Source organism: Enterococcus sp. AZ040, assembly GCF_050499185.1.
In the GTDB taxonomy this organism is placed as follows: domain Bacteria; phylum Bacillota; class Bacilli; order Lactobacillales; family Enterococcaceae; genus Enterococcus_D; species Enterococcus_D entomosocium.
This window is the reverse complement of the sequence record NZ_JBMHEW010000001.1, coordinates 1639471-1654835: the sequence shown is the minus strand read 5'-3', so window position 1 is coordinate 1654835 and position 15365 is coordinate 1639471. Positions and strand designations below refer to the sequence as shown.

15 protein-coding genes are annotated in these 15365 nt (G+C 42.3%); 2 read left to right on the top strand and 13 right to left on the bottom strand.

Going from position 1 to position 15365, the window contains the following annotated elements; genetic code table 11:
• Positions 1 to 182: 182 nt before the first annotated feature.
• The 13 genes from IGK63_RS07620 to IGK63_RS07560 form a co-directional block, all read right to left on the bottom strand.
• Positions 183 to 3236 (bottom strand): pectate lyase-like adhesive domain-containing protein, encoded by a 3054-nt coding sequence (locus IGK63_RS07620; protein WP_422708704.1) that lies wholly within the window; start codon positions 3234 to 3236, stop codon positions 183 to 185.
• A gap of 1 nt (position 3237) precedes the next feature.
• Positions 3238 to 4365, bottom strand: coding sequence for a DUF916 and DUF3324 domain-containing protein (locus tag IGK63_RS07615; RefSeq protein ID WP_016611732.1), 1128 nt, complete (start codon positions 4363 to 4365; stop codon positions 3238 to 3240).
• A gap of 13 nt (positions 4366 to 4378) precedes the next feature.
• Positions 4379 to 5191 (bottom strand): WxL domain-containing protein, encoded by an 813-nt coding sequence (locus IGK63_RS07610; RefSeq protein ID WP_016611730.1) that lies wholly within the window; start codon positions 5189 to 5191, stop codon positions 4379 to 4381.
• 42 nt (positions 5192 to 5233) lie between these two features.
• A complete protein-coding gene (locus IGK63_RS07605; RefSeq protein WP_034872689.1) occupies positions 5234 to 6037 on the bottom strand; it encodes a WxL domain-containing protein in 804 nt (267 codons plus the stop codon).
• 14 nt (positions 6038 to 6051) lie between these two features.
• The gene (locus IGK63_RS07600) at positions 6052 to 6426 is read right to left on the bottom strand and encodes an LPXTG cell wall anchor domain-containing protein (RefSeq protein WP_005236050.1); all 375 of its coding nucleotides are present in this window, start codon (positions 6424 to 6426) and stop codon (positions 6052 to 6054) included.
• Between the two features lie 595 nt (positions 6427 to 7021).
• Positions 7022 to 7678, bottom strand: a complete 657-nt coding sequence (gene nth, locus IGK63_RS07595) for an endonuclease III (RefSeq protein WP_005236053.1) — start codon at positions 7676 to 7678, stop codon at positions 7022 to 7024.
• Between the two features lie 24 nt (positions 7679 to 7702).
• Positions 7703 to 8404 (bottom strand): DnaD domain protein, encoded by a 702-nt coding sequence (locus tag IGK63_RS07590; protein ID WP_016611727.1) that lies wholly within the window; start codon positions 8402 to 8404, stop codon positions 7703 to 7705.
• A 111-nt stretch (positions 8405 to 8515) separates the two neighbouring features.
• On the bottom strand, positions 8516 to 8902 hold the full coding sequence (locus IGK63_RS07585; protein WP_005236057.1) for a RidA family protein: 387 nt from the start codon (positions 8900 to 8902) through the stop codon (positions 8516 to 8518).
• On the bottom strand, positions 8899 to 9339 hold the full coding sequence (locus tag IGK63_RS07580) for a Fur family transcriptional regulator (protein ID WP_005226158.1): 441 nt from the start codon (positions 9337 to 9339) through the stop codon (positions 8899 to 8901). The genes IGK63_RS07585 and IGK63_RS07580 overlap by 4 nt, the downstream gene beginning before the upstream one ends.
• 167 nt (positions 9340 to 9506) lie before the next feature.
• Entirely contained in the window at positions 9507 to 10436 is a 930-nt protein-coding gene (cysK, locus tag IGK63_RS07575; RefSeq protein WP_005236064.1) for a cysteine synthase A, read from the bottom strand.
• Positions 10437 to 10636: 200 nt separating this feature from the next.
• A complete protein-coding gene (locus IGK63_RS07570; protein WP_016611726.1) occupies positions 10637 to 11506 on the bottom strand; it encodes a glucosaminidase domain-containing protein in 870 nt (289 codons plus the stop codon).
• 372 nt (positions 11507 to 11878) lie between these two features.
• Positions 11879 to 13876, bottom strand: a complete 1998-nt coding sequence (gene tkt / locus IGK63_RS07565; RefSeq protein ID WP_061054151.1) for a transketolase — start codon at positions 13874 to 13876, stop codon at positions 11879 to 11881.
• 100 nt (positions 13877 to 13976) lie between these two features.
• Positions 13977 to 14216 carry a DUF896 family protein gene (locus tag IGK63_RS07560; protein WP_005236078.1) on the bottom strand — a complete coding sequence of 80 codons (240 nt, stop codon included), beginning with the start codon at positions 14214 to 14216 and terminating at the stop codon, positions 13977 to 13979.
• A 136-nt stretch (positions 14217 to 14352) separates the two neighbouring features.
• On the opposite strand from IGK63_RS07560, the gene lexA reads away from it, so the two are divergent.
• Together lexA and IGK63_RS07550 are read left to right on the top strand one after the other, a co-directional pair.
• Positions 14353 to 14973, top strand: a complete 621-nt coding sequence (gene lexA / locus IGK63_RS07555; protein ID WP_005226165.1) for a transcriptional repressor LexA — start codon at positions 14353 to 14355, stop codon at positions 14971 to 14973.
• Positions 14974 to 15102: 129 nt separating this feature from the next.
• The gene (locus IGK63_RS07550; RefSeq protein WP_005236082.1) at positions 15103 to 15315 is read left to right on the top strand and encodes a hypothetical protein; all 213 of its coding nucleotides are present in this window, start codon (positions 15103 to 15105) and stop codon (positions 15313 to 15315) included.
• Positions 15316 to 15365: the final 50 nt, after the last annotated feature.

The window sequence follows — 15365 nt, the reverse complement described above, 5'->3', positions numbered from 1 at the left end:
GATTATTTTTGAAGCAAACGATTGATTTAGCCAGCTTAAGCAGATTTTGCTCAGCAGCGTGATCTACCATAAAAAAGCGTTAAAATCCACTGCTTTTCAACCGATTTATTCACTGTCTTCCTATCAAGAATGGAAGCTGTCATAGGCGTCAACAGCTTCCATTTGATAAGATTGAGCATCGATCATTCGGTAGATGGGACAAAACTTAACTCCCATTCAATCGTTGCTTGATAGGTCATGTTACGCGGATTTGATCCAATGGGTACTTCAAGTTTGACACTATCCCCCATCGTCCCCATATCCCCGTAGCGCTGAATCCAGGTACCGCTTCCTTCATTTGCATCCGCTTCAGCGATCAAAGCGGGTACCCCAGGATCAAGGATCATTGATTCACTATAAGTGGGAGGAATTGCTGAATTGGCGGCATTCGTCAGCATAACTGCATTTTCTAAAATAATTCGTGCACCCCGAAGTTCTTCTCCTCGATCATTACGAAATCCTGCAGCGGATAATGTCGCGTTTAATTCCCAGCCGGTAAATTGAGCGCGCCGGTCAGAAATCTGCACGTAATTTGGCCGTTCCTCAGTTACTGAGCCATCAGCACTGCTAAGACGTTGTGGCAATGCCTTGTACTGTTTGGTATCTGCACTTATTGATACATCTCCAAAGCTATACTGGGAGATGAAATCGATACTGATAAACCCTAAATGTTCTGGTATATCCGGTTTATTTTCTGGATTCACTTCAATATCTGGCGCGATCGGATCTCGTGGATTCATTGTGGCAATCTCTTGAACAACTGTTTCAGCTGTATCAAATTTTCCATTTAAGAAAGCGTAAGCCGTCACCGTATTATGTTTTGTAAACCGATCCCCCTCGGCTAAGGTCAAGCTGAAATCACCATTGGCATCTGCTTGAAGATGAAACAAGCTGTTATCATCAAAAGAGGGTGATTGCAGTTGCGGTGCGGGAATCGCTGGATCTCCGTCAAAACGAATCACACTATAAGGTGTGGCTTTTCCCTTAATGATTCTTGAGCCTTCCAGTGCCGGGTCTTCCGTTAATGGTTCTAAATGAACCTCGACATCTGGAATATATTCAAATAGGATACGTTGTGCTCTTGTGGTAAAATTCGCGCGAAAATGATCAACGATCTCTTGTGAGATGGAAGAAACATTCGAAATCGATGACAAGGTAGAGGCAAAATTCACTTTTAAATTGAAGATTGGACTCCAACTGAAGTCTGGTTCCTCCGTCAAGTTTCCATGCCGCCATTGCTTCGCAGCTTGAATATCCACATCTAATAGCCCGCCGCTGCCGGAAATCGAAATAAGGCTACTATTTGCTGCATTTCCGGTAACCGCCCTTGTTTTCTCTAAATTGATGCGTTGTGCATCCGCAAAAGTGAAGGTTGAGGCCGAGCTCAAAAATGTCATCAAGGAATGAGAGGGATTGGTTCCGTCCGACTTAATATCCAAGACTCCTTCTTTAGCAACAATAAATGTGGCGGCACCGGCTACATGGATCACTCCGGAGGTGGTGGTCCCTTGATTCACTGCATCAATTTCGACACTGCTTTTATTTCCAATAAGCATCGTGCTTCCAGCACCCATGTAGATAATGTTATAGCCCCATCCATTGAGGCTTGTGGTACGTCCATCAGCTTTGATTACCACTTTGCTATCCTCAGACATTTCAAAGTGGGCGCCGCTAGCATACATACTGATTGCGGGGGAGTTGGCTCGGGCAGTCAAATGAAGCTCTGATCGATTACCGATATTGATCCGTCCATTCGCTATATAAATATTTGCTCCAAAAGCCTCACCGGCTGTTCCAGCTGCACGCAGAGACATCTTTGCATCATTGCCAATAGTCATACGCCCCGTTGCATAATATAAATAGATATTGCCGGAATTTATTGTCGACATGTCAACTGTTGCGTTATCAAGAATTTCCAATTGTGTTACTTCCATATTTGCTTGGTTGGTTGCATTGATCGTTTGCACACGCCCAGATCTGGAAGTATATGTCGGAGTTTGATGCGATATTACTTCGCCAGACATAATAACAGGTGTCGCTAACGAGTGGATCAACTGATTGCCCGCGTTGGTTAAATTGTGGTAACGCATTCTGGATAGATTTTGTTGCGGAATACTCATATTTGTAAAATTCATGAAGCCATAATAGTTGCCATGAACGATATCGATATTTTGGTACGTGATATCCCACGGCGTTGCACTATTGACGGTACTATCATAAAATCCGACAGCAACAGCTCTAAAGTCGATTTGATACCCATTGCCTTCGATCACAAGCGTTCTCGAAATTCCAGAAGCATTGGTCCAAATATAGGCTACCCCATTCGACGGGTTGGAAGTTGCACTTCCCGCAGCCACTCCGGAAACTCCTTGAGTAGGATTGTTTGATGATTCAAAGTCATTTACGATATTGATATAATTTACTTCTCTATTCACGATTGCCGCCATAAACTCTTGCCAGTTGGAAACATCCCGATGACTGATTTCGTCTAACGGTGTGACCGGTTCTGTCAATTGGGCAATTGCTTCTGCTTGGTCAGCTTCTGTGTCTTGCTGATTCTCATTTAGGTTCGCGTCATTAGGAGGTTGCGTGGTTCGTTTCCCTTCCTGCGGCGTGTCTGATGGTGAGACCTCTGTCTCGATCGTTTCATTATCTGCATCATCATCCAAGTCCTCTTCCCCGTCATCTTCTGCCTGTACTTCGATCGTTAGTTCCGCTTCACCTATAAAAAGTCGATAATCGCCTATTTTATTAAAGACGATAGGAATCTCGAACTCCATTAGCTCTTCATCAAAGGTAAGCGTCCATTCCTGTTCTTCTTCAGACAGCTTCTTATTCTTCACTTCTGCAGCAAATTCTTCTTCCACGATCGCTGCTTCTTTCGCTACAACTAGCGTAATCTCATTTAAAGGTTGGCTTGATACGACGAAAACGTCGATCGGTTGATCCACGACACCTTCAATCACACTAACTGGAAACTGAAAAAAAGGGTTATGGATGTCAAATTCTTTTGTTTGGATCGGTTGTGTTGCTTTATCAAGCAAGGACATATTCTGCGTTTCATCCAACGGTTCAATCGTGTGATCGATGGCGTGGATTTCCGGCAATAGGATACTGCTCAGACTTGGAAAAAAAGTTTGCACACTTAGTAATCCAATAATGATCGCAATTATTACCTTGTGCGGGGTATTCTTCATTTCAACTTTTCCCACCTTCCTTTGCATTTTTTTTCTTATGAACAATTAGGATGATCGCAATAATTAGAAGCAAGCTGATTAGACCAGCCGTGGCGATCATCCACCAATTGAGTGACGTATCTACAGTGACATCGAGTTCATTTAAGCGGCGAGCATCTTCTGCCTCTACGCTAAATATCTGTTCCCAAGACCACTCTTCCTCTCCTGACCGCGCAGTAAGATTCAATACATACTCCCCATTACGAAAACGATCGCCATCTAAGGGAATTGGGAAATGCATATGTGAATTAGGAGCCATTTGCATAGATGATTGACTTGTTTCATATAAGATCGTCTCACCACCAACAGAACGAATTTCAGCTGTTACTTCCAATTGATTGACAAATGTTGCTGTATAATTTTGGATAACAGCACTAAATACGTTTCGGTAGTTTACTTGATCGGCAAAAACATCAAGCAGTTCCAATCCCGGATCCGTTGCGGACCGATTGTTGCTTACTACCACACCAATGACATAGGAAAATGCATTCCGAATACCTAATCCTTCTTCAGCAGATTGTGTTTGCTCCTCTTCCGAAATAACCTCTTTGATTCGAATGCCACCTGCCAAAACCCCTTTGAATTCCTCTTCCGGCATCGTAATCGGTAAAGAAATGATTCGTTTTTCTAATGGATCGAACAATACGGTTTCAGGCACCTCTACCAGTTCATCAATTGATGCAGGTAAAGTCGGATCAGGGGATTCTGCATCCCTGCCATATTCCACAACACCATTCACATTCGTAAATGCCGTATGGGCAGAAATTTCTATTTCGATCGCTTGATCAGAACCATTTTCGATCTCTAAAGCCAATTCATCACGTTCTCCTGCCCCAAGATTTAAATCGAAATACCCCAACGCCCCTCCTTCCAGCTGACTTTCCGGTAAGATAGGCGTCACATAAAAGTTTAATTCTGATTCTGTCTGAGCATAGCTCATTCTTGGTGAAAAAAAGAATGATAGTAGGATGACCGCACAGGTAACCGTTTTTATCCATTTCATTCTCATACGTTGTTCAGTCAAAAGTGGTTCTCCTTCCAAAAAAGGCAGGAATAATTTACTATTCCTGCCAGTTGTTTCTTGTTGCAAGCTATGATCCTTCTTACGGATTTACTGTTTCGCCGCCACTATCAACAGAAGCAGTTAGCGTCCATGTCATTTCAGCAGTATAGTTAGTTGCTAGCTGCGTGGTAGAGCCTGGTACAAATAGTTGAATATCATCATTTCTGATAATTTCGCCTTCTTGTTTATTAAGATTTTGTTCCGTCAATTTTTCCTGATCTCCCCAGTAAATCGATGAAGCGCCCGCGCCTTGACCGACCGAAGCACGCATGACAGGAATGTCTTGATCGTTGACATCTAGGATCAACGCATTTTGTTCTTCATTATTGATAACGGCACTTGGCTGTAAGTCTCGATCACCCTCGCCTTTGTTGAACACGATTTCAGGGTTTGCCAACTTGATTTTTGCCCCAGTCAAGACATCTCCTGATTCAGAAGTAAAATCAGTTAGACTAACATTTAATGTCCAACCAGCATGCGTTCCTCGGGTATCTTGCACTTGGGCAAACGATACGTACGGTGTCGTCCCTGATTGATCAGCCAAATTACGCTCATCAGCAACGATTGAATACCAACGATCACTGGTAGAAATAGCATTCTGACCAAAATCGAATGTTTGTGGTGCATAAGCAATGGTAAATGGGCCCGTTTGTCCTGGCGGTGTTGGTTCGATTGTTTCTACTTCTGGGTGCACGACTGGCGGTTGTACCACTGTTAGATCGCTTCCGTCTGAGGTAAACCCTACAACGTTATCGGTAGTCGTTTCTAATGAAGATTGGGCAAAGGCTTGAACGCCTCCTGCTAGTAAAGTGGTGGATAATACAGCGACCGTAGTTAAACGAATCTTTTTCATTTCTAGTTCCTTCTTTCTTTTTTTATTCAGTACAAAACCAAGTTACTCAACCGTTTCTCCGTCCGGTCCAGCTGTTGCAGCCAAAGTCCAAGTAAGAGTTGCTTCATAAAGAGCAGCGTCTTTTGCTGTTGATCCAGGAACAAGTAACTCGATTCCAGCATTTTCAACAACCTCTGCACCTGCTTCTACTTGTCGATTGATTTCTTCCTGATCGCCCCAAACGACTGACGATACGCCAGCACCTTTTGTTTGAGCAGCAGTCAGAACCGAACGTTCACTATTTGTAGCATCTAAAATCAATCCATCCGCATGAATTTGTGGCTCATTTTCTTGGTTGCTTCCGTTATATTCCAATTTTGGCGAATTAAAACGAATTCTTGCTCCAGTCAGTTCATTATTCTGTGTTCCTGATTCAAAAGCACTTAAGGAAACTTTTAAGTCCCAACCAGCATTTGTCCCACGCGTATCTTGGACTTGAGCAAATGAAACATATGGAACTCTTTCTTCACTATCTTCCGCGTCTTTTAGCTTGTGTAATTCAGCCACTAGCTTATATTCTTGATCGGTATTAGAAATCACTTGCTCACCGAAATTAAGCGTAGGTGCGTAAGCAATCGTCAATGGTCCCGTTTGTCCTTCCGGGCCGACTGGATTGATCTCTACATCTGGACCATTAGGACCAGGATTTGGTGGTTGAACCACTGTCGCTTCGCTATCGTTTGGTACAAAGAGAACTTTCCCTTCTGTATCATGGTTTGTTACACTTTCAGTAGCGAAGGCTTCCGCGCTAATAGTAAATAAAGTTGCAGCTAAAACAGCTGCCGATGCAAATCGTACGAATTTCAAATTAATCCCTGCTTTCAAATTATTTGTCTTTTCTTTTTAACCATCACAAATTTTGATCGATGTTTGGTATATTGCACATACAATACAACCAGTACAAGCAGTAATCCAAGAAAGATTACGCCGTAAGTTCTTGTCTCGTTGGTCTTTGGTAAAATACCACCTGGTTTTGCTACCTTGTTTGGTGGCGATATATTCTCTGTAGGGCCTGCTGGCGGTGCTGGTTCGGGTTGCCCAATAGGCTCATAAACACCGGTAAAGAGCACAGAGCTTTCTGTTTCAACCGACTGCACTTCCTGAGCATTCACCGCTGCCGTAGAAATAGTTATCCCATAAAAAAGAGTGCAAAACAGAACCATACGAACTAATTTCCATACCTTTTCTCCTTTCATTCTCCCTCCTCCTCTATACTTGCCACGTCTTATAAGTGATCTTTTCAAAACAGCGTTTGCCTAAGACCCGTTAACAAAAATGATTTTGAGATCGTTTCAGAATCATTTGAAGTGTGCAACGCTTTTTCTGTCATTCGTAAAATAGCAGAGAAAGACTTATAACTTTTGACAAAGTTCACTATACTGATGATTTTCACAGATTTGAAATATTATTTTTCACCAATGGGTGAATTTTCTTATTAATATTCCTTTTTATTGACCAAAAATAAGCATTTTTATAAAAAGAAAGGGTAAAAATTTTGCGAAAGAAGCCCATCATACTAAGCTTACAAATAGTTTCAAAAAAAAGGCGTATTGGAAGGTTCATTTCGCATCGAGCATCACCCCTCACACGATCTATTTGTGAAAAAACACCTGATTTTGAGTGGTGTAATCAAAAAAATTCAGTAAGCTTATGTTTTTCCAGTTACTTGAAAGGGCTTTAATAAAGGGTATTACGTTAATTACCTGTTTTTTTATCAATTTGTGCAAAAAAAAACGCTAAGCGATTTCGCTTAGCGTCTTGATCCTAGATACTTTTGGTCTATGTTCACCATTAAATGGTTTTCTTCCCCTTCATGCGAAGCTTTCCTTCTTGGCACATCGCCAACAACGGGCAAATCTCACACTTTGGCGCCCTCGCGGTACAATGATAACGGCCAAAGAAAATCATCGTATGGTGGGTTTTGACCCATAATGGTTCGGGAATCTTTTTCATCAACGTTTGTTCAACTTCTAGTACATTGGCATCTAATTTACAAATGCGCAATCTTTTTGACACCCGTTCGACGTGGGTATCGACAGCGATTGCCGGTATCCCATAGGCATCACCAAGTACCACATTCGCAGTTTTTCTGCCGACACCTGGCAAAGAAACCAAATCTTCTCTTGTTTTCGGCACTTCACCACCAAAACGTAGCAATAGTTCCGAAGCACAAGCTTTGATATTTTTTGCCTTGTTTCGATACAGACCGATCGACTTGATTTTTGCAATCACATCTTCTAAAGGTGCTTCGCTCAAAGCTTGCGGTGTAGGATAAGCCTCAAAAAGTGCCGGGGTGACTTTATTTACCGAGACATCTGTTGCTTGCGCACTTAAAATGACTGCGATCAATAATTCAAACGCATTTTTGGATACCAATTCACCATGCGCTTCGGGAAACATCTCGTACATTGTTTCGATGGCGATCATTGTTTTTTCTTTGCTGATCATAGGACTATTTGAACTCCTTGTCTATTACTCTCCTTCTAACCAATTATGCATAGGGATTTTAGGCATTGGCCCTTCTTCCTGTGAAATACTCTCATTTTGAAGAAATTGTTTTTTTCTTCTTTTTTGTTCTTCCTCAACTTGCGCTTTCGACGTGATATTCTTACGTTCCCAAGAAAGTAAGATACGATCGATGTAATTTAAGCTATAAGCCTGATTCAAAACCGCTTCTCGCAAAGCAAACTGAATCAATTCCGGATCGTAATGGTCCTCATCCAACCACTGCCCGATCCGCTGGTATTCGATTGCTGACAATGGCCGACCAAACTCGCCTTCAAACAAGCGATATAACCCACGGATTTTTTCTTCATTTGATTCTACTGCCTCATTTTTCGATTGCTGTGTCAAGAGAAATTCTAAACGGTCATAGATTCCTGTGAAATCATAATAATCAACCATTTTTCCGGCAGCATCTTTTTTTGATTCCATTCGCAGTACATCTTTTTTAAGTAATTGATTTAACCAATGATAAATTTCTTTTTGATCACTCCCCATCACAGAGGCAATCTCACGTAAATCAGGGAAATCATTTCCTTGCTCATGACTGCGATACAACTGCAGCCATAACAAAAATTCGTCATTTGTCAATCCAAGATGATGGTAATTTTCTAAAAGCAAATTTGATATCGTTGTTTGCCCTTTTGCTAAATAGTCCTTTAACGAAACCATACTGTATCCTCTTCTCCTTGATTCACCTGAAACTCTATGATCCTTTGGTCCAGGATCGATCCAATAAAAAGGGGACGACGCAAAGGCGGACGTCCCACGATTCATTCTTGGTTACGCTTTTTCTTTGACTGCTGCGATGATCTCAACTTCAACCAAAACATCTTTTGGCAAGCGGGCAACTTCTACAGCAGAACGTGCAGGTAACTCTTCATTGAACAATGTGCTATAGGTATTATTGAAAGGAACGAAATCATTCATATTTTTTAAAAAACATGTCGTCTTAACGATGTCATCTGGCGTAAGTTCCGCCGCTTCAAGAATCGCGTTGATATTTTTCAATACTTGCTGAGTCTGTACTTCAATCGTCGTACCGACAACTTCCCCCGAAACAGGATCTAATGGCACTTGACCAGAAGCAAACAAAAAGCCGTTTGCGATTTTTGCTTGAACATAAGGACCGATTGCTTGTGGTGCTTGATCTGTAGAAATTATCTTCATTTTGTTTCCTCCTCTTTCACTTGGCATTCGGGACATAGACCATAAACTTCTAGTCGATGGTTATTTATTTGATACCCAGTTAATTTCGAAGCCGCCATTTCGACATCTTCCAATCCTGGATAGTAAAAATCAGCGATCTTTCCACACTTTTGGCAGATAGCATGATAATGAGGCTCCGTTGTAAAATCAAAACGACTGGAGGCATCTCCATAATTCATTTCTTTTACAAAGCCAATTTCTGTGAACAAACGTAAGTTATTGTATACCGTTGCGACACTAATACCAGGAAAATGAACTTCAATCGCTCGATAAATCTCTTCAGCGGTCGGATGGGCATCGTGACTGGCTAAAAACTCTAATATCGCTACTCGCTGCGGTGTAATACGAATATTTTCATGTTTTAATCGTTTGATCGCTTCATCGTAGATCGTACTCACAGGAGTTCCTCCATTTCTCTTATCTCACCTATCATACTATGTAAAACCTAAAAATTCAAACAGCTTTCCTTATTTTTTCAAAGGCAAAACGCTTTTTTCAGCCCGCTTCCGTCCCCTTTTTTCGAGAAAGAAAAGCAGACATTTCAATGCCTGCTTTCTCTCGATTGTTAGTCTTCAAACTGATACAGTGCTGTGGACAAATAACGTTCGCCATTGTCAGGCACGATTGCTAAAACTTTTTTGCCTTTGCCTAGTTCTTTTGCTACCTGTAAAGCAGCTTGGATCGCAGCCCCTGAAGAGATTCCAACTAAAATCCCTTCTTTCATCCCAACTTGCCGTGCAGTTTTCATCGCATCGTCACTGGCAATTGCAATGACTTGATCATAAATTTCGGTATCTAATACTTTAGGGACAAATCCAGTACCGATCCCTTGAATCTTATGCGGTCCTGGCTTACCACCTTCTAAAATCGCAGATTCAGCAGGCTCAACACCAACTATTTTCAAATTAGGATAGACGCGCTTCAGTTCTTTGCCCGCTCCAGTGATCGTTCCACCAGTGCCGATTCCAGCGACAAAAGCATCTAAACCTTTTGATTCAAATGCATCCTCAATTTCTTTTCCTGTCGTTTTTTCATGAATTTCTGGGTTAGCTGGATTTTCAAATTGTAATGGCATATAGTAGCCGTCTTGCTCCGCTAATTCTTTTGCTTTGTTAATGGATCCTGTGATCCCTTCAGACCCAGGCGTCAAAATCAACTCTGCACCATAAGCTTGTACGATTTTCCGTCTTTCGATACTCATCGTTTCTGGCATAACCAACACAACCCGATAGCCTTTCGCCGTACCGATCATGGCTAAACCGATCCCCGTATTTCCTGAGGTTGGCTCGATAATCGTATCGCCGGCTTTCAATAAGCCGCTTTTTTCGGCTTTTTCAATCATGGCTAAAGCAATTCTGTCCTTTACGCTACCCCCAGGATTGAAAAACTCTAATTTCACATACACATCAGCAGAACCTTCTTCTACGATATGATTTAATTTGACGATTGGCGTATGACCAACTAATTCATTGACCGATTGATAGATTTTTGTCATTGAAAATCCCTCCCGTTCTTATTCTTCCATTCTACCTAAAATACCTCGGAGTTGCGAATAAAAAGTAAGCAATTTCAAATTTTTTTTCATATAGTTTTATACTTTGTTCTATTTCCACTGACCAGAGTTTGATTGCCACGTCAAAAAAACCTTAAGATTGGCTGCAATTGTAGCAATCCATCTTAAGGTTTTTAACTTACTTATACGATCAACTCTTGTCCGATAACGATGATCTCACTGGATAATCCATTCGATGCCATCAACGCATCAACGGTTGTGCCAAATCGGTTGGCGATATCCCAAAGCGTATCCCCAGAAGCAACTTGATAGCTCTGTGCTGAAGATGTACTACCTGAATACGTGGTCGTCGTTGTTTCGCTGGTCGTTGTGCTAGTTGTGTTTGTCCAAGCTGTATTTTGTGTCGTTCCTGTATCGAACCGTGTAAGCTGATAGGTTTCGATCAACCAGTTCAGTTTTTGTGCGTAACCTGGATCGGTAGCATAACGTCCCGTCAAGTAATTCGTTGCATCATAAAATGAGGTTGTTTGGCTTTTCCAGACACCACTGTAATGAGCAGTCCCTGTCGCGAAACTTGTACTTCGCAAGACGTTCGCATGATCCTGAAACGATTCCCAATAAGAGTTATATTGACGAAACGGTTCATTCATCTCTACCCACTGACCATTCAAATACTCTTGGGTAGGCATATACACACTTTGTCCGTTGTAACTGCCTTTGACCCCAAATAAATTGTAATAGGGGGCATTGGATAATGCGGAAGAACCATAGCCGCTTTCCAAAATCGCTTGAGCGATCATCACAGAAGCATATAGATCATTGTTGGCAGCAACATCTTGTGCTGACCAGCCAATTTGTTCGATGAACCCTGAGATGTCCTGCGTCGCATATTGATTCTCAGCAGCTTGTACCTGTTGAGGAACGAAAGTGACCGTCATTGGTGCTAACATCATTCCTGCACCCATCAAAGAGACCACCGCCTTTTTACTAGGTCTTTTCATCGTCTTCTTTGGTTGATGATGTCTTTCACTTCTTGTTTGATAACTTCCCATCTTTTTCCTCCAGTAACTGTACGTTTTTTCAAATAAATCAATACAGCTATTATACGGAAAAATGCCTAGCAGTGCAAACAATGTTCACTTTTGACCCGACAAAAGACTTTTAAAAAACTTTCTGGACATCCCTCTCAGTTTGTTAATTACTGAGAAGTTTTTAAAAAAACTATTAGAATGGGATTGTATTGCTTCTCTCTTACTATTTAAAAGAGTCTATATCTTGTGGTGAAACCATTTTTCAGAAATCTTAGCCACTACTACCTTAAATAAGTCACTCTGGCACTTTCAGAGTGAGCAGTACTCGAAAAAAACACGCTCGAAAATCGAAAAGATTCTCGAACGTGCTAGCTTTGATTGATTGTCGATCAATTAATCGATTGATTTAAAAGTATTCACAACATTTTCAACACTAAAGCCGAATTCTGCTAATACTTTGTCGCCAGGTGCTGATGCACCGAAGTGATCGATCGCGATCACTTTTCCATGGCAACCGGTGTAACGTTCCCAACCAAATGGGGAAGCCGCTTCAATCGCTACCCGTTTCTTCACTGCTTTTGGCAAGACGCTTTCTTTGTATTCTGAGCTTTGCGCTTCAAACAGATCAAAGCTTGGTAAGGAGACCACCGATACATCGATGCCTTCTTCTGCCAATTTAGCTTGTGCTTGAACCGCAAGATTCACTTCAGAACCTGTGGCGATCAAAATCCCCGCTGGTGTTTCACCAGCTTGTTTTGAAATCACGTAGCCACCTTTTGCGACATTTTCATCCGCACCGGTTTGCGTGCCTTCGATCACTGGTAGATTTTGTCGGCTTAAGACTAAGACCGTTGGTTTATCCGTTGTCGTCATGGCCAATTTCCAGGCAGCACGGGTTTCATTGCCGTCTGCTGGACGAATCACTTGGACATTTGGCATGCACCGGACGCTGGCTAATTGCTCGATTGGCTCATGCGTCGGTCCATCTTCTCCCACCGCCACGGAGTCATGCGTCAAGACATAGATCACAGGTGCATGCTGGATCGCAGACAAGCGCACCGCTGGACGCAAGTAATCAACGAAGACGAAGAAGGTTCCGCCATAGATTCGCGTACCGCCATGCAATTGGATTCCGTTCATCGCTGCCGCCATCGCAAATTCTCGGACACCAAACCAAATGTTGCGGCCTTCGTATTGGCCAGGTTCAAAGTCTTTTTCTGCTGCCACCATCGTGTTGTTGGATCCAGAAAGGTCAGCCGATCCACCCCAGAGACTAGGGACGGCTTTGGATAAGGCTTGGATCATCTCTTTGCTGGATACTCGACTAGCTTGTGAGCTGCCAACTTCGTAGCTTGGTAATGCTGCATCCCAATCTGCTGGCAATTCACCCGCAAAGGCTTGTTTGAATTGCGCCGCAAGTTCTGGGTAGGCTGCTTCATAGGCATGGAAAGTTTCGTTCCAAGCGGCTTCAGCTTTTTGTCCTTCATCGATCATGGTTTCTTTGAAGCGCGCGGCAACTTCTTCAGGTACGGTAAATTCTGGGTATTCCCAGCCATAAATCGCTTTAGCTGCAGAAATGCCTTCGGCACCGATCGGCGCACCATGAACGGCAGAGGTGCCTTGATTTGGCGCACCGTATCCGATCACAGTCTTGATTTCGATCAAGGTTGGTTTGTCGCTTTCAGCTTTTGCTTCGTCGATCGCTTTTGAGATTGCTTCTAAATCATTGCCGTCTTCAACGAGAATGTGTTGCCAGCCATACGCTTCAAAACGCGCACCGACATTTTCTGTAAAGGCTTTTGAAGTTGGGCCATCTAGGGAAATGTCATTTGAATCGTACAAGACGATCAGTTTGTCTAATTTCATGTGACCCGCCATGGATGCAGCTTCTTGCGAAACACCTTCCATCAAGTCCCCATCGCCACATAAAGCGTAGGTATAGTGATCAATGACTTGATACTTGTCGCGATTGTAGGTTGCAGCCAAGTGGGCTTCGGCCATTGCCATACCGACTGCCATGGCGATCCCTTGTCCTAAAGGTCCAGTGGTTGCTTCCACGCCGTCTGTGTGATCGACTTCTGGATGTCCTGGCGTGCGGCTATCCCATTGACGGAAGTTTTTTAGATCCTCAATGGTCACATCGTAACCAGACACATGCAACAAGCTGTACAATAGCGCCGAACCGTGTCCAGCAGACAAAACAAAGCGGTCACGATCCACCCAGTTGCGAGAAGTCGTTGGATTGACTTTCAAGTGTTTGGTCCACAAGGCATAGGCCATGGGTGCTGCCCCCATCGGTAATCCTGGATGTCCTGAATTGGCTTTTTGTACGGCTTCGATACTTAATGTACGAAGGGTGTTCACTCCTAATTGATCGATTTTATCAAACAATGGTAGTTCCTCCTAATTTAGGTTTTTTTTACCTTTATTACATCTTTTATTATACGTGATTCAGATGCTTATTTCAATAGCAATGAAAAGGAATTCACAATTATCTGCCGTGGAGACCTTTTTTCTTTTGAATCTCTTTTAATTTCTCTGGTGTCACATCAGCACCTTCAGGATCAACGATCTTCATTCCTTCGATATGGTGACGCATTCCTCCACGAAAGGCGGTTAAATACTCGTCACGTAGAACTTTTTGTTCGTTCGTTTCTGCCTCAGTCAAACCCTCTGTTTTTTTCTTGTTGGCAAGTTCATTGATTCGAGCTAATTTTTCTTGAGATAGCATATTCGTTCCTCCTTTTCCCTCTTGATTTTACTACAAACTAGCGAATAAAAACAATAGTGTAAAAAGCGAACATTTGTTTGAATATTCGATATACCTATGGTACACTAATGTTATCAAATGAAAGAAGGTGTCAGTTTTGGCAAAACGAACAGAAAATCGACAAATCGAAATTCTTAAGTTCATTCATACCCGTGTCACTGAAAAAGGCTATCCGCCGACTGTTCGCGAAATTGGCGAAGCCGTTCAGTTATCTTCTACCTCAACTGTTCATGGCCATTTGTCCCGACTTGAAAAAAAGGGGTTGATCTTGCGAGATCCTACAAAACCCAGAGCCATTGAATTAACTGCTTCCGGTCTTGAAAAAATCGATGTTCAGCCAGCATCCATTCCGATGCTTGGTGTCGTAACTGCGGGAGAACCGATTTTAGCAGTGGAAGATGCATCCGATTTCTTTCCGATTCCGCCAGATTTAGCAAATAGTACCGGTAGTTTGTTTATGTTGACGATCCGAGGAGAAAGTATGATCAATGCTGGCATCCTTGACGGCGATCAAGTGATCGTTCGCAAACAACAAAGTGCGCAAAATGGTGATATTGTGATCGCTATGACAGATGAAGATGAAGCTACTTGCAAACGATTCTATAAAGAAAAGAATTACATTCGTTTACAACCGGAAAATGATTACTTAGAACCAATCATTTTGCCTGACGTAACGATTTTAGGATTGGTTGTTGGGTTGTATCGACATCTGCTTTGATGCTCAACGAGCTGACTAGGAAATCTTCGTTTTTACGAAGATTTTTTTTCTTTCCTCTTTACAAACCGAACAAACATTCGTATAATAAGTATACAAACATAAGTTCGTATTATTTAAGGAGTGAATGAGATGAAAGCAGTTCGTCGATTTGGTTTTATGTTATGGGTTTTATTGATGGGTATTGTTATTGGCTATTTTGGCGTTCTAAGTGCTGTTCTGATTTTTTGTCCTCTAATGATGCTTTGGTTCATGCTATGGGATGAAAAGAAATTCCGCCAAGCAGAGCGCAAACGTAACCGCCATTATTATCACGATCATGATTTTTATCGTTACGAACCATGATCCTTCCCCTACATACGCCATAAGGCAGAAGAAACAAAAAAGGACTCCTG

What these genes read in the sequence shown, in the direction of transcription:
- IGK63_RS07620 (WP_422708704.1), bottom strand. Translation starts at nt 3,236, where the DNA reads ATGAAGAATACCCCGCACAAGGTAATAATTGCGATCATTATTGGATTA.
- IGK63_RS07610 (WP_016611730.1), bottom strand. Translation starts at nt 5,191, where the DNA reads ATGAAAAAGATTCGTTTAACTACGGTCGCTGTATTATCCACCACTTTA.
- IGK63_RS07600 (WP_005236050.1), bottom strand. Translation starts at nt 6,426, where the DNA reads ATGAAAGGAGAAAAGGTATGGAAATTAGTTCGTATGGTTCTGTTTTGC.
- nth (WP_005236053.1), bottom strand. Translation starts at nt 7,678, where the DNA reads ATGATCAGCAAAGAAAAAACAATGATCGCCATCGAAACAATGTACGAG.
- IGK63_RS07590 (WP_016611727.1), bottom strand. Translation starts at nt 8,404, where the DNA reads ATGGTTTCGTTAAAGGACTATTTAGCAAAAGGGCAAACAACGATATCA.
- IGK63_RS07585 (WP_005236057.1), bottom strand. Translation starts at nt 8,902, where the DNA reads ATGAAGATAATTTCTACAGATCAAGCACCACAAGCAATCGGTCCTTAT.
- cysK (WP_005236064.1), bottom strand. Translation starts at nt 10,436, where the DNA reads ATGACAAAAATCTATCAATCGGTCAATGAATTAGTTGGTCATACGCCA.
- IGK63_RS07570 (WP_016611726.1), bottom strand. Translation starts at nt 11,506, where the DNA reads ATGGGAAGTTATCAAACAAGAAGTGAAAGACATCATCAACCAAAGAAG.
- IGK63_RS07560 (WP_005236078.1), bottom strand. Translation starts at nt 14,216, where the DNA reads ATGCTATCTCAAGAAAAATTAGCTCGAATCAATGAACTTGCCAACAAG.
- IGK63_RS07550 (WP_005236082.1), top strand. Translation starts at nt 15,103, where the DNA reads ATGAAAGCAGTTCGTCGATTTGGTTTTATGTTATGGGTTTTATTGATG.